Origin of the sequence: Mesorhizobium sp. CA13 (assembly GCF_020165235.1) — a bacterium.
Taxonomy (GTDB): Bacteria; Pseudomonadota; Alphaproteobacteria; order Rhizobiales; family Rhizobiaceae; genus Mesorhizobium.
This window is the reverse complement of the sequence record NZ_JAIUHS010000005.1, coordinates 308193-330076: the sequence shown is the minus strand read 5'-3', so window position 1 is coordinate 330076 and position 21884 is coordinate 308193. Positions and strand designations below refer to the sequence as shown.

General features: G+C 63.4%; 18 protein-coding genes. 7 read left to right on the top strand and 11 right to left on the bottom strand.

Features of this window, described 5'->3' with window-relative positions:
- The first annotated feature begins 179 nt into the window (after positions 1 to 179).
- The 3 genes from LB566_RS15140 (at position 180) to LB566_RS15130 (ending at position 3325) form a co-directional block, all read left to right on the top strand.
- Positions 180 to 1103 (top strand): sulfite exporter TauE/SafE family protein, encoded by a 924-nt coding sequence (locus LB566_RS15140; protein ID WP_140550049.1) that lies wholly within the window; start codon positions 180 to 182, stop codon positions 1101 to 1103.
- Entirely contained in the window at positions 1103 to 1891 is a 789-nt protein-coding gene (locus LB566_RS15135) for a TIGR02186 family protein (protein WP_224624976.1), read from the top strand. Before LB566_RS15140 ends, LB566_RS15135 begins: the two co-directional genes overlap by 1 nt.
- Positions 1892 to 2068: 177 nt before the next feature.
- Positions 2069 to 3325 carry an Hsp70 family protein gene (locus LB566_RS15130; RefSeq protein WP_224624975.1) on the top strand — a complete coding sequence of 419 codons (1257 nt, stop codon included), beginning with the start codon at positions 2069 to 2071 and terminating at the stop codon, positions 3323 to 3325.
- A 12-nt stretch (positions 3326 to 3337) separates the two neighbouring features.
- Here LB566_RS15130 and LB566_RS15125 read toward each other — a convergent pair whose 3' ends face one another.
- Positions 3338 to 4240: a LysR family transcriptional regulator gene (locus LB566_RS15125; RefSeq protein WP_224624974.1), complete on the bottom strand. Its 903-nt coding sequence runs from the start codon at positions 4238 to 4240 to the stop codon at positions 3338 to 3340.
- 277 nt (positions 4241 to 4517) lie between these two features.
- Between LB566_RS15125 and LB566_RS15120 the strand changes: the two genes are divergently transcribed.
- Genes LB566_RS15120 through LB566_RS15110 form a run of 3 tightly spaced genes read left to right on the top strand, consistent with a single transcriptional unit; the run spans position 4518 to position 9121 of the window.
- Positions 4518 to 7448 carry a molybdopterin oxidoreductase family protein gene (locus LB566_RS15120; RefSeq protein WP_224624973.1) on the top strand — a complete coding sequence of 977 codons (2931 nt, stop codon included), beginning with the start codon at positions 4518 to 4520 and terminating at the stop codon, positions 7446 to 7448.
- On the top strand, positions 7445 to 8179 hold the full coding sequence (locus tag LB566_RS15115) for a 4Fe-4S dicluster domain-containing protein (RefSeq protein ID WP_224624972.1): 735 nt from the start codon (positions 7445 to 7447) through the stop codon (positions 8177 to 8179). The genes LB566_RS15120 and LB566_RS15115 overlap by 4 nt, the downstream gene beginning before the upstream one ends.
- A gap of 6 nt (positions 8180 to 8185) precedes the next feature.
- A complete protein-coding gene (locus tag LB566_RS15110; RefSeq protein ID WP_224624971.1) occupies positions 8186 to 9121 on the top strand; it encodes a dimethyl sulfoxide reductase anchor subunit family protein in 936 nt (311 codons plus the stop codon).
- A gap of 5 nt (positions 9122 to 9126) precedes the next feature.
- Here LB566_RS15110 and pdeM read toward each other — a convergent pair whose 3' ends face one another.
- The 5 genes from pdeM to LB566_RS15085 form a co-directional block, all read right to left on the bottom strand.
- Entirely contained in the window at positions 9127 to 9843 is a 717-nt protein-coding gene (gene pdeM / locus LB566_RS15105; RefSeq protein ID WP_224624970.1) for a ligase-associated DNA damage response endonuclease PdeM, read from the bottom strand.
- On the bottom strand, positions 9840 to 12389 hold the full coding sequence (locus LB566_RS15100) for a ligase-associated DNA damage response DEXH box helicase (protein ID WP_224624969.1): 2550 nt from the start codon (positions 12387 to 12389) through the stop codon (positions 9840 to 9842). Before LB566_RS15100 ends, pdeM begins: the two co-directional genes overlap by 4 nt.
- 97 nt (positions 12390 to 12486) lie before the next feature.
- Positions 12487 to 13347: an NlpC/P60 family protein gene (locus LB566_RS15095; protein WP_224624968.1), complete on the bottom strand. Its 861-nt coding sequence runs from the start codon at positions 13345 to 13347 to the stop codon at positions 12487 to 12489.
- A 29-nt stretch (positions 13348 to 13376) separates the two neighbouring features.
- Positions 13377 to 13727, bottom strand: coding sequence for a MarR family winged helix-turn-helix transcriptional regulator (locus LB566_RS15090; RefSeq protein WP_140513216.1), 351 nt, complete (start codon positions 13725 to 13727; stop codon positions 13377 to 13379).
- Positions 13728 to 13804: 77 nt separating this feature from the next.
- Complete coding sequence (locus tag LB566_RS15085; protein WP_224624967.1) at positions 13805 to 15169, bottom strand: leucyl aminopeptidase family protein; 1365 nt, start codon at positions 15167 to 15169, stop codon at positions 13805 to 13807.
- A gap of 130 nt (positions 15170 to 15299) precedes the next feature.
- On the opposite strand from LB566_RS15085, the gene LB566_RS15080 reads away from it, so the two are divergent.
- A complete protein-coding gene (locus tag LB566_RS15080) occupies positions 15300 to 16121 on the top strand; it encodes a tetratricopeptide repeat protein (RefSeq protein ID WP_224625053.1) in 822 nt (273 codons plus the stop codon).
- Positions 16122 to 16203: 82 nt separating this feature from the next.
- Here LB566_RS15080 and LB566_RS15075 read toward each other — a convergent pair whose 3' ends face one another.
- From LB566_RS15075 to LB566_RS15055, 5 genes are read right to left on the bottom strand one after another with little or no spacing between them, the layout of a single operon-like run.
- A complete protein-coding gene (locus LB566_RS15075) occupies positions 16204 to 17220 on the bottom strand; it encodes a type II secretion system F family protein (protein ID WP_140550059.1) in 1017 nt (338 codons plus the stop codon).
- Between the two features lie 9 nt (positions 17221 to 17229).
- On the bottom strand, positions 17230 to 18243 hold the full coding sequence (locus LB566_RS15070) for a type II secretion system F family protein (protein ID WP_140550060.1): 1014 nt from the start codon (positions 18241 to 18243) through the stop codon (positions 17230 to 17232).
- A gap of 29 nt (positions 18244 to 18272) precedes the next feature.
- Positions 18273 to 19781: a CpaF family protein gene (locus LB566_RS15065; protein WP_140550061.1), complete on the bottom strand. Its 1509-nt coding sequence runs from the start codon at positions 19779 to 19781 to the stop codon at positions 18273 to 18275.
- A 29-nt stretch (positions 19782 to 19810) separates the two neighbouring features.
- The gene (locus tag LB566_RS15060) at positions 19811 to 21094 is read right to left on the bottom strand and encodes a CpaE family protein (protein WP_411910479.1); all 1284 of its coding nucleotides are present in this window, start codon (positions 21092 to 21094) and stop codon (positions 19811 to 19813) included.
- 40 nt (positions 21095 to 21134) lie between these two features.
- On the bottom strand, positions 21135 to 21872 hold the full coding sequence (locus LB566_RS15055; protein WP_224624965.1) for a CpaD family pilus assembly protein: 738 nt from the start codon (positions 21870 to 21872) through the stop codon (positions 21135 to 21137).
- Between the last annotated feature and the right edge of the window lie 12 nt (positions 21873 to 21884).

Genomic DNA, 21884 nt, shown 5'->3' with positions numbered 1-21884 from the left:
CGTATCCGCGACGCCCTGCCACACATTTGCCTGTTAACTGCTTGAGATGTTTTTTGTTTCGGGGCGGCGGCGGGGGTTTACCCCCCCCCCGCTTCGGCGCAAGGAAAAATTGGCTTTTCGGTGGGATACTATCCGCAACGGCGGTATTCGCCGACTGGCAAACTGATCGAGACCGACGGGTGGGCATCTATCTCCCGATTGCGGAAATTTCCGTCAACGTCTTCGTGCTGCTGGCCATGGGCGCTGCGGTGGGCTTTCTGTCGGGCATGTTCGGCGTCGGCGGCGGTTTTCTCATCACGCCGCTCCTGATCTTCTACAACATCCCACCGGCAATCGCGGTGGCGACCGGCGCCAACCAGGTCATCGCCTCGTCCTTCTCCGGCGCGCTGTCGCATATGAAGCGCGGCACGCTCGACTTCAAGCTCGGCGGGGTGCTGCTTGCCGGCGGCATCGTCGGCTCCACCGGCGGCATCTACGTCTTCGCTTTCCTGCGCAGCCTCGGCCAGCTCGACCTGTTCATCTCGCTGCTCTACGTCATACTGTTGGGCACCGTCGGCGGGCTGATGCTGGTCGAAAGCATCAATGCGCTGCGCGCCACGCGCAGCGGCGCGGCGCCGGTGCTGAAGAAATCCGGCCAGCACAACTGGATCCACCGCCTGCCGCTGAAGATGCGGTTCAGGGCCTCGAAGCTGTTCGTCAGCGTCATCCCCGTACTTGGGCTCGGCGCTGCGATCGGCTTCCTTTCGTCGATCATGGGTGTCGGCGGCGGCTTCATCATGGTGCCGGCGCTGATCTATCTGCTGAAAGTGCCGACCAACGTCGTCATCGGCACCTCGCTGTTCCAGATCATCTTTACCTCGGCCTACACCACTCTGGTCCACGCCACCACCAACCAGACAGTCGACGTGATGCTGGCCTTTCTTTTGATGGCCGGTGGTGTTGCCGGCGCGCAATACGGCGCCAAGGCCGGCCAGCGGCTGCGGGGCGAGCAGCTGAGAGCGCTGCTGGCGATGCTGGTGCTGGCGGTTGCGATAAGGCTTGCCATCGACCTCTTCGTGACGCCGCCTAATCTTTATTCGCTGTCCGGCGCGGGCTTCAACTGATGAATGGCCTGAAAGCGCTCGCAACCGCGGCTCTCCTATCATTGATCGCCGCCGCAGCCGCGAAGGCGCAGATGCCGCCGACCGAAGGCATCCAGATCGGGCTCTCCACCGACAGCGTGTCGATCACGGCCGGTTTTTCCGGTGCAGACCTGACCATTTTCGGTTCGCTGGAAAATCCCGATCCGCTGGTGGCACGCCAGGGCCGCTACGACGTCATCGTCGTGCTCGAAGGCCCGCCCAAGCCGGTGGTGGTGCGCCGCAAAGACCGGGTGCTCGGCGTCTGGGTCAATCTGGAATCCGAGACCTTCGAAAACGTACCGGTGTCCTATTCGGTGGCGACGACGCGACCGTTGCAGGACATCACCGAACCGAACAGCTACAGGCAGTTGTCGCTCGGCGCTTCCAATCTCTACATGCAGCCGGCCGACGCCGGCGACAGCCCGGCCACGATCGAGGAATTCACCGCGGCGTTGCGCGAACGCAAGGCCGCGACCGGCCTTTACAGCGAGAATGTCGGCGGCGTGCAGTTCCTGTCGCAGACCCTGTTCCGCGCCACTGTGCGGCTGGCGCCGAACGTTCCGGTCGGGACCCACAAGGCGCGCGCCTTCCTGTTCAAAAGCGGCCTGTTCATCAAGGAGAGCTCGGCCCAGCTCGAAATCCGCAAATCCGGTTTCGAACAGTCGATCTTCCGTGTCGCCCACGACTATTCCTTCCTCTACGGCGTCTTCGCCATATCGCTGGCCATGGTGACGGGCTGGCTCGGAAGGTTGATATTCCGCAAGGACTGAGGCTCCTACAAAGGGGTTTCCCTTTCCCGGATCATGCTATAGACCGCCACCTCCCGGCCCCCGGGCAACATGCACAATTCAATTCGGCAGAGCGGTCCGGCCACCCGGACGACAGAGAGCGCACGCTTCACGGGCGGCGCCGAACCGCTGCCTTGGCAGAGATGACAGGAGGCTGCGATGCGATCAGCATTCGCCGGCATCGATTTTGGCACTTCCAACTCCACCGTGGGCGTGGTCAGGAGCGGCCAGCCGCACCTCGTCGCGCTGGAAGGCGGCGAGGTCACGCTGCCAAGCGCGGTGTTCTTCAATTTCGAGGACAACCGCACCTGTTTCGGCCGCCACGCCATCGCCAATTACACCGACAGCGTGGAAGGCCGGCTGATGCGCTCGCTGAAGAGTGTGCTCGGCAGCGCGCTCGCGCAGGAAAAAACGCGCATCAAGGCGCGCTCGATCGGCTTCATGGAGATCGTCGGCCTGTTCCTCGGCCATCTGCACAAAAGGCTGGAGGAGGATGCCGGCGGCGCCGTCGAGAGCGTGGTGCTCGGCCGGCCGGTGCAGTTCGTCGACGACGACGCCGAGGCCGATGCCAGGGCACAAGGCGAGCTCGAAGGGGCTGCCCGCGCCCAGGGCTTCAAGCATATCGCCTTCCAGTTCGAACCGATCGCGGCGGCCCTCGACTACGAGCAGAAGGTGACGCGCGAGGAACTGGCGCTGATCATCGACATGGGGGGCGGCACATCGGACTTCTCGATCGTAAGGGTCTCGCCGCAGCGAGCCCGCTCGCTTGACCGCAAGGACGATATCCTGGCCAGCCGCGGCATACATATCGGCGGCACCGACTTCGACCGATTGCTCAGCATTGCGCATGTGATGCCGGAACTCGGCTACCTCAGCCCGACCAAGGACGGCAAGCGCAACCTGCCGGCCAGCTACTTCATCGATCTTGCGACATGGCAGCGCATCAATCTGGTCTATACGGCCAAGGCGATGACGCATCTGCGCCAGATCCGCTACGAGGCCGAGCGCGCCGATCTCGTCGACCGCTTCATCCATATCGTCGAGCACCGGTATGGGCACGCGCTGGCCGCTCTTGTCGAAAGGGCCAAGATCGAGCTGACCGACAAGGTCTCGGCCGATGTCGAGGTGATGCTGCCGGAAGTCCAGTTCGCCGCCGAGATCACCCGAGAGGCGCTGGACGCCACGATCGCCAGGGACATCGAGCGCGTTGCCGCCACGGTCGGCCAGACCATCGGCGACGCCGGGGTCAGGCCGACCGACATCACCGCCGTGTTCCTGACCGGAGGATCCACCGCGATCCCGCTGGCGAGACAAAAAATCCTGTCGCTGGTGCCTCAGGCTTCGGTCATCGAGGGCGACATGTTCGGCTCGGTCGGACTTGGCCTTGCGCTGGACGCGCAGCGAAAGTTCGGCTGATATCCGGACAATTCACGAACGCGCGGACGCCTTCTCGTCGGCCCCCAAATGGGCCTTGAGCGCCATCTGGGCCAGGCTTGCCTGGCGATCGCGATGTGTGATCATGGCGAAGTCGCGTTTCGGCAGTTCGAGTGGCACGGACCGCAAGCTGCCTTCGGCGACGGCGCGTCCAACGACGAGCTCCGAAATGATGGTAGCTCCGGCACCGGCCTCGACCGCCTGGCGAACCGCCTCGTTGCTCGGCAGCACCAGGAATATCTGCAGATCGTCAAGCGAAATCCCTTCGCGGCGCGCCAGATCCTCCAGCACCTCGCGCGTGCCGGAACCGCCCTCGCGGATGATCCAGCGCAGCCCTTTTATGTCGGGGCGGCCCGGCGCGATTTCGGCGATCTCGGGATGAGAACTGGCAACCACTAACATCAACCGGTCGATATCGACCTTGGCGCGGCGCAATATATCGGACTCGGTGCGCCCCTCGACCAAGCCAAGATCGGCGGTTCCATCCAGCACGCTGGCTTCGACCTGCCTGGTGTTGCCGATGCTGACGCTCAGCCTGACCGCAGGATAGGCTTCGTGGAAGGACGCCAGCCGACGCGGCAGCCAGTAGCTGGCGATGGTCAGACTGGCGGCGATGGAGAGGCTGCCGGCAACCGTCTGCGAGACATGTTCCAGCACATTGCGTGCTGCGGCGGCTCGCTCCAGCACGGCCTTGGCTTCGGGCAGGAACCGGTGACCGGTCTGGGCAAGCTCTATGTTGCGGCCGACGCGGTTGAACAGATGGACGCCGTGCTGCTCTTCAAGCGCGCGGATGGCGGCCGATGCCGCCGACTGGGAAATGCCCAGCAACTCCGCCGCCTTGGTCATGTGGCCACGCTCGGCGACAGCGACGAATATCCGCAACTGGTCAAGTGTCATAAGGCATTAAGAACCAATATCGATCGAATTTACAAGAACAACTGATTAGACGGGTTGATAGCTTTATTCTAAGTTTTCAATCGAAGTTAGAAAAAATTCGCCACCGATTGACAGAGAATGAAATGATCGGGCGGTTCAAGTCCCTGTTCGCGCATTGGACCCGCGGTCTGCGGCGGCGGCTGTCCGGCGATCGCTATCATCCGGAAGAGCATTACATGCGCGGTCCCGGGCCGAAAACCAGGGCCAAAGCTGCGAACCGCAAAAGCGCTCGGGGATCATGACCCAAGGACCCCTCCGCGGCGCGAATTCCGCCCCGTCCCAACGCCCGCTCGCCGACACGAACGCACCCGACGAGGACGATGGCGTCGACACCTCGCCCGCCGTCTCCGACCGCGTCGCCAAGACGACCTGCTATATGTGCGCCTGCCGCTGCGGCATCGACGTGCACATCAAGGACGGCAAGGTCCGCTACATCAACGGCAACAGGGATCATCCCGTCAATCGCGGCGTGATCTGCGGTAAGGGCAGCTCCGGCATCATGCAGCATTACAGCCCTGCCCGGCTGAAAAAGCCCCTGCTGCGCACCGGCCCGCGCGGCTCGGGAGAATTCCGCGAGATCGAGTGGGAGGAGGCCTTTTCGATCGCGACCGGGCGGCTGTCGAATATCCGCCGCAGCGACCCGAAGAAACTCGCCTTCTTTACCGGCCGCGACCAGTCGCAGTCCCTGACCGGCTGGTGGGCAAGCCAGTTCGGCACGCCGAACTTCGCCGCGCATGGCGGCTTCTGTTCGGTCAATATGGCGGCAGGCGGGCTTTATACGATCGGTGGCTCGTTCTGGGAGTTCGGCGAACCCGACTGGGACAACACCCGATATTTCATGCTTTTCGGCGTCGCCGAGGACCATGATTCAAACCCGATCAAGATCGGCCTCGGCAAGCTCAAGGCGCGCGGCGCCAAGGTGGTGTCGGTCAATCCATGCCGCACCGGCTACAACGCAATCGCCGACGACTGGATCGGCATTCGGCCGGGCACCGATGGCCTGTTCGTTTTTGCCCTCATCCACGAGCTCCTGAAGGCCGGCCGCGTCGATCTCGACTATCTCCTGCGCTACACCAACGCCCATGTGCTCGTCATCCAGGATCCGGGCGCGGCCGATGACGGGCTGTTTGTCCGCGACAGCGCCGGCAACCTGCTCGCCTGGGACAGGGTGGCGAAGGTGCCTGTCCGCGCTACCGACGCCAGCGCCAAACCGGCACTGACCGGCAGCTTCACCCTCGACGGCCGTCGCTGCGTTCCGGTGTTCCAGCTCATCGCCGATCGATACCTTGATGAGAGCTATTCGCCCGATGCGGTCGCGGAGCGCTGCGGCATCGCCGCCGACACAATCCGCGGGACCGCCGCCGAGCTCGCTCATGTCGCCTTTGAGCAGACGATCGAACTGCCGGTGGCGTGGACCGACTGGGCCGGCCGCCGCCACGAGACGATCAAGGGGCGGCCAGTGTCGATGCATGCGATGCGCGGCATCTCAGCCCATTCCAACGGTTTTCATTCTTGCCGCGCGATTCATCTGCTGCAGGTGCTGCTCGGTACGGTGGACGTCCCTGGCGGCTTCCGCTTCAAACCGCCCTATCCGCGTTGTGCGCCGCCAGGACCGAAGCCTGCCGGCAAGAACGTCCGGCCGATGACGCCGCTCGAAGGGGCGCCGCTCGGCTTCGTCTGCGGGCCTGACGACCTTTTGGTCGACGAGGCAGGCGTGCCGGCCCGCATCGACAAGGCCTATTCCTGGGAGGCGCCGCTCGCTGCGCACGGCTTGATGCACACCGTCATCCGCAACGCCTGGGCCGGCGATCCATACAAGATCGACACGCTGATGATGTACATGTCGAACATGGCCTGGAATTCCTCGATGAACACCGTCGAGACCATCTCCATGCTGACCGACCGCGACGAGACGGGCAATTACAAGATCCCCTTCATCATCTATTCCGATGCCTATTATTCCGAGACCGTGCCGTTTGCCGACCTGGTGCTGCCCGACACAACTTATCTCGAGCGCCATGACTGCATCAGCCTGCTTGACCGGCCGATCAGCCATGCCGACGGACCGGGCGATGCCATACGCCATCCCGTCGTCGAGCCGGACCGCGACGTGCGCCCATTCCAGTCGGTGCTGATCGAACTGGGCGCGCGGCTCGGCCTGCCCGGTTTCGTCGGGGAAGACGGGGCCGTCAAATACGCCGACTACGCCGACTACATCGTCAATCACGAGCGCACGCCCGGTATCGGCCCGCTTGCCGGCTGGCGCGGCAAGGACGGCAATTCGACCGGCAAGGGCGAGCCAAACCCGGACCAGTTGCAGCGCTACATCGACAATGGTGGCTTCTGGCACCACGATTTCGCTGAGGACCAGCGCTATTACAAGATGGCCAACAAGTCCTATCTCGATTTCGCGGTGCAGATGGGCTTCATCGCCAAGGCCGAACCCGTCGTCTTCCAGCTCTATTCCGAGCCATTGCAGCGCTTTCGGCTGGCCGCTCGCGGCCATGGCCGTGTCCTGCCGCCGGAGGGTGAGCGCCAGCGCATCGAGACCTATATGGACCCGCTGCCCTTCTGGTACATGCCCTTCGAGGAAGCGGCCGGCGACCAGCAGAAATATCCGCTGCATGCGCTGACGCAGCGGCCGATGCACATGTACCACTCCTGGGGTTCGCAGAATGCATGGTTGAGGCAAATCACCAGCCAAAACCGGCTGTTCGTGCACGAGAAAACCGCCGCGGGGCTCGGCCTTGCCGACGAGGACTGGGTCTGGATCGAAAGCATCAATGGCAGGGTCAAGGGGCAGATCAAGCTGGTCGACGGCGTGAACGAAAGTACGGTCTGGACCTGGAACGCGATCGGCAAAAGGCGCGGCAGCTGGGGGCTGAAGGACGATGCCGCCGAGAGCAATCGCGGCTTCCTGCTCAACCACATAATCGGCGACCAGACCACGGCAGACACCAACGGCAGGCGGTATTCGAATTCCGATCCGGTGACCGGCCAGGCGGCATGGTTCGATCTCAAGGTGCGCATCGTCAAATGCGCGGCGCAGGAAGCCGGTTTCACCGAGCCGCAATTCGAGCGCTTCCATCAGCCGCCGCAATTCCAGCCATCGCCGGACACACTTCGCTTCGGCGCCGAATTTCGCATGAACAGGGAAGCCGCCAAATGACCTGCGTCCCCGCCCATACCGGAAAAAAACTCGGGCTGGTCATAGACCTCGACACCTGCGTCGGCTGCCAGGCCTGCGTCACCGCGTGCAAGGAATGGAACACCGGCGGCCACATGGCGCCGCTGACCGACATCGACCCCTATGGCGGCCATGTCGACGGCGTCTGGTTCAATCGCGTGCACAGCTACGAGCACACGACCGCGATGGGCGGCCGCACGGTGAACTTCCCGCGCTCCTGCCTGCATTGCGAGACGCCGGCCTGCGTCACCGTGTGTCCGACCGGGGCTTCCTACAAACGGGCCTCGGACGGCATCGTGCTGGTCGACGAGAACAAGTGCATCGGCTGCAAACTGTGCAGTTGGGCCTGCCCCTATGGTGCGCGCGAGTTCGACACCGATGTCGGCGTGATGAAGAAATGCACGCTCTGTATCGACCGCATCTACAATGACAATCTGGCCGAGGAGGACCGCGTGCCGGCCTGCGTCGCCGCCTGTCCGACCAGCGCCCGGCATTTCGGCGATCTCGGCGACCCCGCCTCGGCGGTGTCGCAACTGGTTGGGGAGCGTGGCGGCGTCGACCTGATGCCGGAACTCGGTTATCGCCCGACCAACAAATACCTGCCGCCGCGCGCGCATACCGAACGCGCCGCAAAGGTTTCAGCGCCAACCCTGGAGCCGGTGCGGGCCGAGGGTGGGTTCCTCGGCTGGGTCGACCGCATGCTCTCGAACTGACCACCCATGCATCCAGCCTTCTCCGTCGTCTTCTTCACCACCGCCACCGGCGCCGGCTACGGCCTGCTTGCGCTGCTTGGCGTGCTGGCGCCACTTGGCGTCATCGCACCCGATTTCTGGCTGGGCTTCATCAGCATGGGACTGGCGATCGGCCTGATCACCGCCGGCCTGTTGTCCTCGACCGGACATCTCGGCCGCCCCGAACGCGCCTGGCGCGCCTTCTCGCAATGGCGCAGTTCCTGGCTGTCGCGCGAAGGCGTCGCCTCGATCGCCACCTTCGTCCCCGCGGGACTGTTCGGCGTCGGCTGGGTCATACTTGGCCGGCTCGATGGCTGGGTCGCCGCCGCCGGACTTCTGGCAACGACAGGCGCCATCGTCACCGTGTGCATGACCGGCATGATCTACGCCTCGCTGAAGCCGATCGCCCAGTGGCACAGCCGCTATACTTTGCCTGGCTACCTCATCTTCTCGGCGATGACCGGCAGTGTGCTTCTGGCCGCGCTATGCCAAGGTTTTGCTGTCGGCTCGAAAATGCTTCCGGCGGCCTGCGTACTGCTGATCCTGCTCGGTTGGGCCTGGAAGCTTGCGACCTGGCGGTACAACGACCGATTGGCAATCCCCACCAACGCCAACACCGCAACCGGGCTTGCCGGGGGGACGGTTCGGTCGCTGGAATGGCCGCATACCGAGGAAAATTATTTGCTCAAGGAAATGGGTTTCCGCATCGCGCGCAAGCACAGCGCAAAGCTGCGGCGGATCACCCAACTCCTGGGCTTCGCGCTGCCCGCCTTGCTGCTGATTGCGGCCTTCGCCTTGCCGTCACCTTTGGCGGCCCTCGCATCGGCGTTCGCCGCTGTCGCACAATTTGCCGGCATGCTGGTCGAGCGTTGGCTGTTCTTCGCCGAAGCGAAGCACACGGTCACCCTCTACTACGGGAAATAGGGTCTTCAGCCGGGCCGCAGCATCGAGCCTGAGATCGCAAAGATGCGGTCCGTGCCGAGCATATAGGCCATCAGCGATTCCAGGCGGAACAGGCCGGCATAGGCGCGGTCGAGCACGTTGAGCGAGCCGGTATAGGCGCCGAAGGCGGGCATGATCATGCGGCCGCCGTCGCCGGCGAAGCAGCGCCGCCGCACGGAGCGGCCCTGCTGGACGATGCGGGCGCAGGGATGGAGATGGCCCGATATTTCACCCTCGACGCGCAGCTTCGACGGCTCGTGCCGGAACAGCAACGAGCCGATGGCGAGTTCGCGCACCGTCTCGCCCGGCAGGTCGGCCGGCGCCTCCGGGTCATGGTTGCCGGCCACCCAGAACCAGTCGCGGCCCGCCATCAGCGCCTCCAGCCGTTCGCGGAAACTTCGATGCATGCGCTCGGCGCCGCCGCCATCGTGGAAGGAATCGCCCAGGCTGATGACGATTGCCGGCTGGTAGTCTGAGATGACGGCCTGCAATCGCAGCAAGGTCGCGCCGGTGTCATAGGGCGGGAGCAGCGTGCCGCGCCTTGCCAGCGATGAACCTTTCTCCAGATGCAGATCGGAAACGGCCAGAAGCTTGAGCTCGGGAAAGTAGAGCACGCCGCGCGGATCGCAGACCGCACGTTCGCCGGCGATGCCGACCAGATCGGCCTCGGCGATCAACGATGCGCGTGCCAGCGAAAAATTCATTCCTCAGCCATCTCCGGTCCCATGGCTTCCTCAACCAGCGTCGCCGCGTCCATCAGCAGCGTTTCATCGGCTTCGCCGTGGACCGGCATCTTGCCGATCTCGAGCATGATCGGCACGGCGAGCGGTGATATCTGTTCGAGGTTCTTATGCATGATTCGACCTTGAATGCGCGAGAGCATGTCCGCAAGTCTGCTGACATCGAGCAGGCCCGCCGCCGCATCCGCGCGCGTCGCCTGAAGCAATATGTGATCCGGCTCATGGCTGCGCAGGACGTCATAGATGAGGTCCGTCGAGACGGTCACCTGACGCCCACTCTTCTCCTTGCCGGGATGACGCTTTTCGATCAGCCCTGAAATCAGCGCGCAATTGCGGAAAGTGCGCTTGAGAAGCCAGCTGTCTGCCAGCCAGGCCTCGAGATCGTCGCCCAGCATGTCCTCATCGAAAAGCGCGCCGAGCGAGGGTTTTCCGGCTTTGAACATCGCGCCCATGTCGCCCAGCGACCAAATGGCCAAGGCATAATCGGTGGCGACGAAGCCAAGCGGCCTGGCGCCGACCCTGTCGAGACGGCGGGTAAGCAGCATGCCGAGCGTCTGGTGGGCCAGCCTGCCCTCGAAGGGATAGGCCACCAGATAATGGCGGTTGCCGCGCGGGAAGGTCTCGATCAGCAGATCGTCGCGTTTAGGCAGCACCGATTTGTCGGCCTGGAAGCGCAACCAGTCGGCCACCTGCTCGGGCAGTTTCTTCCACCGCTGCGGATCGTCCAGCATGGCGCGGACCTGTTCGGCGAGATAGGTCGAAAGCGGGAACTTGCCGCCGCCATAATAAGGCACCTTTGCGTCGCTGCCGGGCGCATTAGAGACGAAGCACTCATTCTCGCGAATGCCTTCGAAGCGAAGAACTTTGCCGGCAAACATGAAGGTGTCGCCATGCGTCAGCGTCTCGAGAAAAGCCTCTTCGATCTTGCCCAAAACCCGGCCGCCGCGCGACGCGGAACCCTTGCTGCCGGCCTGAACATAACGCACGTTGAGTGCCGGCACCTCGATGATGGTGCCGACATTCAGCCTGTATTGCTGGGCCACGCGCGGATTGGATACCCGCCACAACCCATCCTTGTTGAGGCGGATGCGGGCGTATCGCTCGTAGCTCTTCAAGGCATAGCCACCGGTGGCGACGAAATCGACGACGCGGTCGAATGTCGGCCGATCGAGGCCGGCATAGGGAGCGGCCGACCGCACCTCCTCGTAAAGATCATCCGCGCGGAACGGCGCGCCGCAAGCGCAGCCAAGGACATGTTGCGCCAGCACGTCGAGCCCGCCATCGACCAGTGGAGGCGTATCCTGCGCGCCGAGATAGTTGGCATCCAGTGCTGCCCTGCATTCAAGCACTTCGAAGCGGTTGGCCGGAATGAGGATGGCTTTGGACGGTTCGTCCATGCGGTGGTTGGCGCGGCCGATGCGCTGCGCCAGCCGGCTCGCTCCTTTCGGTGCGCCGACATGGACGACGAGATCGACGTCGCCCCAGTCGATGCCGAGGTCGAGCGTCGAGGTGGCGACGATGGCGCGCAGCGCATTGTCGCCCATCGCCTTCTCGACCCGCCGCCGCTGCGCGACGTCGAGAGACCCATGGTGCAGGGCGATCGGCAAGGTATCTTCGTTGACGCGCCACAATTCCTGGAACAGCAACTCCGCCTGGCTGCGCGTATTGACGAACAGCAGGGTCGTCTTGTGGCGCTTGATCTCGCGGTAGATTTCGGGGGTCGCGTAGCGGGCCGAATGTCCTGCCCAGGGCACGCGCTCTTCCGAGTCCAGGATGGATATTTCGGGCTTCGCGCCGCCGGTAACGACGATCAGCTCGGCCATGTCGGGGCTCGCCGTATTTTCGGACGGATTCTGGCCGACCAGCCAGCGGCGCAATTCGTCCGGTTCGGCCACCGTGGCGGAAAGGCCGATGGTCTGAAGCTCGGGCCTGAACTGGCGCAGCCGCGCCAGACCAAGCGCCAGGAGATGACCCCGCTTCGAAATCACCAGCGAATGCAACTCGTCGAGCACGACATAGCGCAGGTCTTCGAAGAAACGCCTTGCATCGGGTGCCGCGATCAGCAGCGCAAGCTGCTCGGGCGTGGTGAGCAGGATGTCGGGCGGCACCAGCTTCTGCCGCTGGCGCTTGTGCGCCGGCGTGTCGCCGGTGCGGGTCTCGATGGTGAGGGAGAGCCCGATCTCTTCCACCGGCTTGCCGAGGTTGCGCTCGATGTCGACAGCCAGCGCCTTCAGCGGCGAGATGTAGAGCGTGTGGATGCCGCGATGGGCCTGCCCCGGCTTTCGCCTGGCTCTGACGGCCAGTTCAGTCAGCGAAGGCAGAAACCCGGCCAGGGTCTTGCCGGCGCCGGTCGGCGCGATCAGCAGCACCGACTGCCCTGCTTGGGCCCTCGCCAGCAATTCGAGCTGGTGCGCGCGCGGCGACCAGCCCTTCTCGCCGAACCATCTGAGGAATGGCTCGGGCAGGACGACGGCGGCATTCTGGTCGGCAAGGCGCGGCTTCTCTGTCACGCGTCAGAGGTAGCGCGACGGCGCGCGAACGCCAAGAACAATCGGAACAAAAGGTGATCGAGCAGTTTTTCCTTTCCCCGGGGAAAGGGAGGATCGCCTACGGCCGCCGGAACCCCGTCGGCCCGCCGTAGAGATAGCCGATGCGGGCGACGGCTTCCTTTAGACCTTCGCGCGACACCAGCATGGTGTGGCCGTTGGCGTGGATCATGGTCTCGGCGTCGGCCATGATGGCGACATGGCCTTTCCAGAAAACGAGATCGCCGCGGCGCAGGCCGGAATAATCCGGGCCCGGATCGAGCGGCTCGCCGATGCTCTGCGCCTGCATGTCGGAATCGCGCAGGACATCGGCGCCGGCCATGCGCATCGCCAGTTGCACGAGGCCGGAGCAATCTATGCCGAAGCCGGAAACGCCGCCCCAGAGATAAGGAGTGCCGAGAAACATCTCGGCCACAGAAACATAGTCGCCAGCCACATTGCTGACAGGGCGCAGATGACCGGCGATGATTGCCTGACCGGAGGGCAGGACGGCATAGTGGGTGCCGCGCGTTTCGGCGGAACCCGTCACCGTGACGGCGGACCCCATCGACAGCTGACCCGCGATCGGAAGGCGCAGATCCGGGCCCGGATAGAGGAAAGTTCGGGGCACGGAGACGATATGGGTGAGCGCATGATCCCGCCCGCCCAACATGGCGTCGGCGACATAGCCGACATAACCGTCCCGTTCGGCCTGGATCCAGGCCCAGCCCTCTCTGTCCTCGAAAACGAGCACGTCATCGCCGAATAGGGCTTGCGTGTTGACACCAGAGTCTGGACGCGGAGCCTTGCGGATATCGGCCACTGGGACCGAAATCCGCGCCGGCCGGCCGGCGACAAAGCGGTCGGCAGCGACCTCTCCTTTCAATCTCGCATCGGCAAGATCGGGCCGAAAGGCGTGGAGGCGGGCATCCCTGGCGGTCAAATCAGTTCATCCATTGAGACGGCTGGTCGTCAGATAGGCAGCTCTTGTGCCTTGGCGATGATACCATCACCGAAGCGCTCGACAAAGAGCGCACCCTCGACCGTACGCTTGATCAGCACGTTGCGCTTGTCGAGTTCGTCGCGATGGCGCGACACCAGTTTGAGCGCACCCATCGTATCGAGCGCGCGGGTGATGACCGGTTTGGTGACGTTGAGACGGGCCGCCAGCCCGCGCACCGTGTGCGGCGGCGGATCGAGATAGATGGTGAACAGGATAGCCGTCTGGCGCATGGTGAGATCAGGCGCGTCGTCGCGCACCTGCGACAGCATCACTTGCTGCCACAGTCGCAAGGCCTGGCTCGGGCGCATCGAAATCGACATCGCACGAGAATGACGGCAAATTGTTTCGGTTCCGTTTCAGTTTCGGCAATCTGCCGGCCCTGAAAATCACCTCCACATCAGCCAAAACGCTTCGAGATGACGTGCTCCAGTGCGCGGATGCCTTGCGCTTCGCCGCCGGCAGGTCCGTGCGGACGATCGGCGGGGTTCCAGGCGAAGATGTCGAAATGCGCCCAGCTTGCCGTCTTCTCGACAAAGCGCTTGAGAAACAGCGCCGCGGTGATGGAACCGGCGAACCCATCCGTGGTGACATTGTTGATGTCGGCGATCTTCGACGACAGCTTCGCATCATAGGGCCGCCACAGCGGCATGCGCCACAGCGGATCCTCGACCGCCAGCGAGGCGGCCGCCAGTTCCGAGGCCAATGCCTCGTCGCCGGTGTAGAAGGGGGGCAGGTCCGGACCTAGCGCGACACGAGCAGCGCCGGTCAGCGTCGCCATGTCGACAAGCAATTGCGGCTCCTCCTCGTCGGCCAGCGCCAGCGCATCGCCCAGAACCAGTCTTCCCTCGGCATCGGTGTTGCCGATCTCGACTGACATGCCCTTGCGGCTCGCCAACACGTCGCCAGGCCTGAAGGCATTTCCGGCGATCGAATTCTCGACGGCCGGGATAAGCACGCGGAGCCGCACGTTCAATCCGGAGGCCATGATCATCGAGGCCAGACCCAGCACATTGGCGGCACCCCCCATGTCTTTCTTCATCAACAGCATGCCGGACGACGGCTTGATGTCGAGGCCGCCAGTGTCGAAACAGACGCCCTTGCCGACCAACGTCACTTTCGGCGCGCTCCTTGGCCCCCAGCCCATGTCGATAAGGCGCGGCGCACTGGACGAAGCCCGGCCGACGGCATGGATCATCGGGAAATTCTGCTTGATGAGATCGTCGCCCTTGATAACCGACACTTCGGCCTTGTGAATTTCGGCCAGGGCTCGAACCGTTTTCTCCAGCTCGTCCGGCCCCATGTCGCTGGTCGGCGTGTTGACAAGATCGCGCGTCAGGAAGACGCCTTCGACGATGCGGCGAACGCGTTTTGCCTCTACGCCGGCCGGCAATTCGAAGCGTAGCGCCTTGCCCGGTTTCTTGCCATAGCGGATAAAGACATAGCCGCCGAGGGCCAGCGCGATTGCCGCCAGTTCCGGCCGGGCCGGCGAGGAGGCGAAGTGCCAGTCGCCCTCCGCCAGGCCTTTCGCCAGCGCGCCGACGGCCAGCGCGCCCTCGCCGTCGCCAATACCGAACAAGGCACCGCCGAGCGCGCCGTTTTCTGCAGGCACGATGAGCGTCCTGCCCGCTTCGCCGGAGAAGCCGTTGGCCCTGGCCCACGCCACGGCAGATGACGCCAGACCGGCCGTCTCCAGACCGTCCTTGGCCACCAGGTGGACAGGAAGCGGGTTGTTCAGCTTGTTCTCGACCAGTTCCACTGACATTCGATGTTCTCCTGCCGACGTCCGTCGATTCGGCGCTTCTTAACCGTCCGTTAGGGTTAACAGAATATTTCTTCGACAGGGAAGATGGCCACGCAATGGCCGCGCGCATGAATGGAGGCCCAGGGTGCCGATGCCGACGAACCGCACGATTAACGCCACCGGAAAGCGGCTCATCACCACGGCCTTCATGCTCGCCCTCGCCGCAGGTGTTGCCGGCTGCGGAACCGACAAGATCAGCACAGGCTCGATCGGACGCACCAGCGGCAAGCCGTTGGAGACCATGTCGGCGGGAGAATTGCACAATGCGACGGCAGCGCTTGGCCAGTCCTATTCCAGGAATCCCAACGACAAGCGGATAGCGACCAACTTCGCCGCTGCGCTGCAGATGGATGGCGATGCCGACCAGTCGCTTGCCGTGATGCGCAAGCTGGCGATCGCCTATCCCAAGGATCGCGATGTGCTTGCCGCCTACGGCAAGGCGCTGGCCGCCAACGGCCAGTTCGAGGCGGCGCTTGACGCGGTGCGCCGGGCGCAGACGCCGGAATATCCCGACTGGAGGCTGGTGTCGGCGGAAGCGGCCATTCTCGATCAGCTCGGACAGAAGGACGACGCGCGCCAACTCTACCGCAAGGCGCTGGAGCTCAAGCCGAACGAACCTTCGGTGCTTTCCAACCTTGGCATGTCCTATGTGCTGGGAGGCGACCTGCGCACTGCCGAAACCTATATGCGCTCGGCCGCACAGCAGCCGAATGCTGACAGCCGCGTGCGACAGAACCTGGCGCTGGTCATCGGCCTGCAGGGCCGCTTCGACGAAGCCGAGAAGATCGCCTCGCAGGAGCTGTCACCCGAACAGGCGCAGGCCAATGTCGCTTATCTCAGGCAGATGCTGGCTCAGCAAAATGCCTGGAGCCAGCTCAAGGACCAGGACAAGGCGAAAGCCGCGACCAACTGAGCGACACCCAGCCACCAAACCATGCATAAGAGAACCGCGCTGCGTCGGCCGCGCGGTTTTTCTTTGGATCGGTCAGATCCACCTACTGGCTGCTGGTTTCGTGCGCCTGGCCGAAGATGCCGCGCTGGCTGACCTGGATACCGGCAGGGCCGAGGATGATGGCGAACAGCACCGGCAGGAAAAACAGGATCATCGGCACGGTGAGCTTGGGCGGCAAGGCGGCGGCCTTCTTCTCGGCGGCATTCATGCGCTGGTCCCGGCTTTCACCCGCGAGCACCCGCAACGCATGCGCCACAGGGGTGCCATAACGCTCGGCCTGGACAAGTGCCTGCGACACCGACTTGACGGATTCCAGGCCGGTGCGGCTGGCGAGGTTCTCATAGGCCTGCTTGCGCTCCTGCAGATAGGAAAGCTCGGCGTTCGTCAGGATGAATTCTTCCGCCAAGGCCACCGATTGGACGCCGATCTCGTCGGCGACCTTGCGCAGTGCCGCTTCCACCGACATGCCAGACTCGACGCATATCAGCATCAGGTCAAGCGCGTCCGGCCATGCCATCTGGATCGATTGCTTGCGCTTGGTGGCGCGGTTGTTGACGTAGACGACCGGTGCGTAGAAGCCGCCATAGGCAACGAGGACGCAGACGAACAGCCGAATGAACAATGGCTGCTGCGGCAGTCCTCCGAGCACGAATATGTAGATCACGCCCAGTGCGAAGCCGGCAAACGGAAGCACGAGGCGGAAGAAGAGGAACCGCGTCAGCGGGTTCTGCCCACGAAAGCCGGCAACCTTGAGCTTCTGCAAGGTACCCTCGTCGGCGAGGGCGCGCCGCAGGTCGAGCCGGTCGACGATGTTGCGCATGCCGATCGACTGTTCCTCGCGCAGGCCCTTGCGGCGGCGATCCGCCTCGCTTGCAAGCCGCGCGCGCTGCTTGGCGCGCAATTCGTCGCGTTCCAGCGCGACCGACTTCATGCGCGCCTTGAGCTGGTTTCCGCCAAATGCCGGCAGCAAGGTGAAGACCGTCGCGAACACGGCGATACCGACCAACAGCGCGATCAGGAGGCCGGGATCCGTCAGTGATTTGACGACTTGTTCGGTCATGCCGCGGCCCTAGACTTCAAAGTTCATCATCTTGCGCATCACGAAGATGCCAATCGACATCCAGACCGCCGAAACCCCCAGGATCAGGTTACCGATGCTCGTGGTGAACAGCGGCATCAGGTAGTTGGGGCTGGAGAGATAGACGAGAAACGCGACGATGAAAGGCAGCGCGCCGATGATGGCGGCGGACGCCTTGGCTTCCATCGACAGCGCCTGGACCTTGGCCTTCATCTTCTTGCGGTCGCGAAGCACGCGCGAAAGATTGCCCAGCGCCTCGGAGAGATTGCCGCCGGCCTGCGACTGGATCTGAATGACGATGCCGAAAAAGCTGGCCTCGGTGCATGGCATGGTTTCGGGCATGCGCAAGGTGGCATCCGGGATCGACAGGCCCATCTGCTGCGAATCGACTATGCGGCGAAACTCGGCCTTGACGGGCTCGGGGGATTCGTTGGCGATCAGGCGCACCGCATCGTTCAGCGGCAGGCCGGATTTGACCGCGCGCACGATTATGTCGAGCGCGTTGGGAAATTCGTTGAGGAATGCCTTGACCCGCCGCGCGCGGCGAAATGAGACGAACCAGCGCGGCAGGCCGAGCGCACCGGCCAGCAGCACGCCAGGCAAAACAAAAAGCGGCGCCCCCACCACAAAGGCGACGATCGTCAGGGCTAGGCCGCAAATGGCGGAATAGATGTAGAAGCGTTCGATGGAAACCTTCAGGCCGGCTTGGCGCAGTTGGGCTTTCAGCGGCGGTTTCTTGACCGCGCTGTCCTTGGATTTCTGCTTCTCGTCGAGTTCCTTCAACGAATCCTGGACCGACTTGCGTCTTTTGGCCGCCTCCGCCACGCGATCGCGCGAGGCCTTGACGACGGAGCGATCCGTCTCCGCGGCCTTGATCGTTTCCAGCCGCTTGCCCGCCTGCTTTTCGTTGCTGATCCGGGTGAACAGGAATGCATAGGCGACCGCGCCGGCGCTGAAGCCGGCGAGCACGACAAACGCCAATACGGTGCCGTCAATTCCAAACATCGATCAGAACCCTTAGGCCTGCAGCAGCGTCAGTCAGCGCGTTTCTCCATCGCCTCAAGCGCTATTGCGAGGCGCTGCTCCTCGCCATAGTAACGAGCGCGGTCCCAGAAATGGGGGCGACCGATGCCGGTCGATACATGCTCTCCCAGCAGCCGCCCATTCGCGTCCTCGCCCTTGATGTTATAGAGGACGATGTCCTGCGTGATGATGACGTCGCCTTCCATTCCGATCACCTCGGTGATGTGAGTGATGCGGCGCGATCCGTCGCGCAGGCGTGCCGCCTGGATAATCACGTCGATGGAGCCGACGACGATTTCGCGCACGGTCTTCTGCGGCAGCGAAAACCCGCCCATTGCGATCATGGATTCGATACGATTCAGGCATTCGCGCGGGCTGTTCGAGTGGATCGTTCCCATCGAGCCGTCATGGCCGGTGTTCATCGCCTGCAGAAGGTCGAACACCTCGGGTCCGCGCACTTCGCCGACGATGATGCGCTCGGGCCGCATGCGCAGGCAGTTCTTGACCAGATCCCGCATCGTCACCTCGCCTTCGCCTTCAAGGTTGGGCGGGCGGGTTTCCAGACGGACGACATGCGGCTGCTGTAGTTGCAGTTCGGCCGAGTCCTCGCAGGTGATGACGCGTTCCTCGCGGTCGATATAGTTGGTCAGGCAGTTGAGCAGTGTCGTCTTGCCCGAGCCGGTGCCGCCGGAGATGACGATGTTGCAGCGAACACGGCCGATAATCTTGAGAACCTCGGCTCCTTGCGGTGAGATGGCGCCGAACTTCACCAGCTGATCGAGCGTCAGCTTGTCCTTCTTGAATTTGCGGATGGTGAGCGCGGTGCCGTCGATGGCGAGCGGCGGCGCGATGACGTTAACGCGAGAGCCGTCGGGAAGACGCGCATCGCAGATCGGGCTGGATTCATCGACGCGGCGGCCGACCTGACTGACGATGCGCTGGCAGATGTTGAGAAGCTGCTGGTTGTCACGAAAACGAATGCCGGTCTGTTCGACCTTGCCGTTGACTTCGATGTAGACGTTCTTGGAGCCGTTGACCATGATGTCGGCGATGTCGTCGCGAGCCAGCAATGGCTCGAGCGGCCCATAGCCAAGCACGTCGTTGCAGATATCCTCGAGCAGCTCTTCCTGTTCGGCTATCGACATCGCGAAATTCTTGATCGCGATGATGTCGTTGACGATGTCGCGGATTTCCTCGCGCGCGCTTTCGGGATCGAGCTTGGCAAGCTGCGACAGGTCGATCGTATCGATCAGGGCGGCGAAGACCTGGCTCTTGGTATCGTAGTAGGTTTCGCTCTTTTCGCGCGCCGCCCGCTTCGGCTCCGGTGCTATCGGCGGCGCCTCGACCGCGCGGCGGGCCGGCGGTGCAACAGGAGCGCTCGACGCAGATGCGGCCGCCGGCCTCGCAAGAACCGCCGTATCGGCCGAATCCGCGACGGCTGGCGCGATCGGCGCCGGTGCCGGCTGGCGGAATTCCGGCTTGAACCGGTTGCCGTCGTCGCTGCCTCTCTTACCAAACATGATCGACTACCGATTCCACTGAAGAAGCATCATTTCTTGTTGCGCGAAAGCTTGCCGAGCAGATTTCCGAGACCCGCTTTTTTCTTCACCCGGATTTCGCTGCGGCCGGTCAGCACATGGGCAATTTCGTTGATCGTGCCGACAACCGGGTTCTTGGCGTCCATTTCACCAAGCATACGTCCGTTGTTGGCGGCATTGCCGAACAGCAGCGGGTCAAAGCCGATGATCGCCATTGCGGCCAAGCCGAGCGGCTCAGCGAAATCGGACGGGGAAATCTCCGGCCGTTTGGGCACGCCGGCCTGATTGATGATGAGTTTGGGCGGCGCGTCGTTGGGACGAAGCCGTTTGAGCATGTCGACCAAATTCTTGGTGTTGCGCAAATTGGCCAGTTCCGGCGTCGCCGTGATGACGATCTCATCGGCCTTGATCAGTGTGTTCTTAGTCCAACCCGTCCAGACATGGGGAACGTCGAGCACCAGGAGCGGCACGGTGCGCTGCGCGGTGTCGACAAGCTGCGTAAAGGCGTCGGGATCGAAATCATAGACGCGTTCGAGCGTCGAGGGCGCGGCGAGCAGCGAAAGGTGTTCGGCGCACTGAGTCAGCAGCCGGTCGAGATAGACTTCATCGATGCGCTCGGGCGAAAATACCGCTTCGGCGATGCCTTGCGCGGGATCCTGGTCGAAATTGATGTTGGCCGTGCCGAAAGCGAGGTCGAGGTCCGCGACGACCACCTCGGATTTGAACAGGGAGGACATCGCCCAAGCCACGTTGTGGGCGATCGTGGAAGAGCCGACGCCACCCTTGGCGCCGACGAAGGCGATCGAGCGGCCGAGCGGCTCGGCTTCCGGATCGACGAAGATCGAGGATATGACGCTGACGATGTCGGCCATCGACACCGGCGCGATGACATATTCGGAAATGCCGGAGCGGATGAGCTCGCGATAGAGGCCGACATCGTTGTAGTGGCCGATCACCACCACTTTGGAAGACGGGTCGCAATATTCCGAGAGCTGCGCGAGCTGTTCCAGCAACTGCTTGGGTTCGCTGCGCGACTCCAGCAGGATCAGGTTCGGCGTTGGCGCCGACTGATAGAATTCGATGGCCGTGGGGACGCCGCCCATATGGACCTTGAGATGGGCCTTGGTCATGCGGCGGTCCTCGCCGGCGCGCTCGACCGGATTGGCGACACCCTCGGTCTCGCAGAATGCCTGGATCGAGATGCGCGGAACCGGCCGCAGCGCCTGCATCGCGGCGATGTCCTGCGGCGAGGTCTCACCGCCGTCCATGGGGGCGTCATAGGCAAGGTTGCTCATGGTCATCTTTCCGTGACTTCTCTTTCCCTTAGGGCGCGGCTCAGTACGTCACTTCAGAATTGCCGAGGAACTCGTCCGAAATACCCCTGCTGCGGTAGACATCGATCACCGCGCCACGATTTTCCGCGTCGATGGTGGTCTGCTTGCGCGGCCCGATCAGGTCGGCCGGATTGGCCATCTGGGCTGCGAGATTGTTTTGATAGGAGCAGCCGAAATCGGCATAGTGTTTGTTCTCGGACGTCTCCAGCAGGTCATCTGGCCATCGTCCGCATTTGTCGGTCTGGGCCTTCACCGCGATATAGGCGACCCGGATCGGGGCGGATGTCTCGCTCGAGGCAGCCTGATACGAGACGACCACGATCCGGCTGCGCTTGACGCCCGCGGCAACCGCGAGCCGGGCGAAATCGCGCGCGGCGGCGGCGGCGGCGATCTCGTTGGCCGAGCCGCTCGGAACCTGGATCGTCAACGTCGGGGCAGCACTCTTGTCGTAGCCGTCGAGGAAACCCAGGAGCGTGTCGCGCTGCGAGCCGGTCATGCCGCGGTCACCCGCGCCGACAGGTAGGTCTATCTTTAGGTTCTTCTCGGCGATCACGATCGGATGGTTGGTGCGGTAGTCGTCTGGAATGGCGCCGACGGTGACACTGTCGCGCTGGGCGCAGCCGGCCAGCAATGCTGCCATCGCCACCGCTAGGGCAGGAATGGCGCGCCGGAGAATTCGCGAACGGCCGAAGCGCGTGGTCATGACGATGGTCCTTGCCTGCAATGCTGACTGAGACATGTCCGCTTCCCC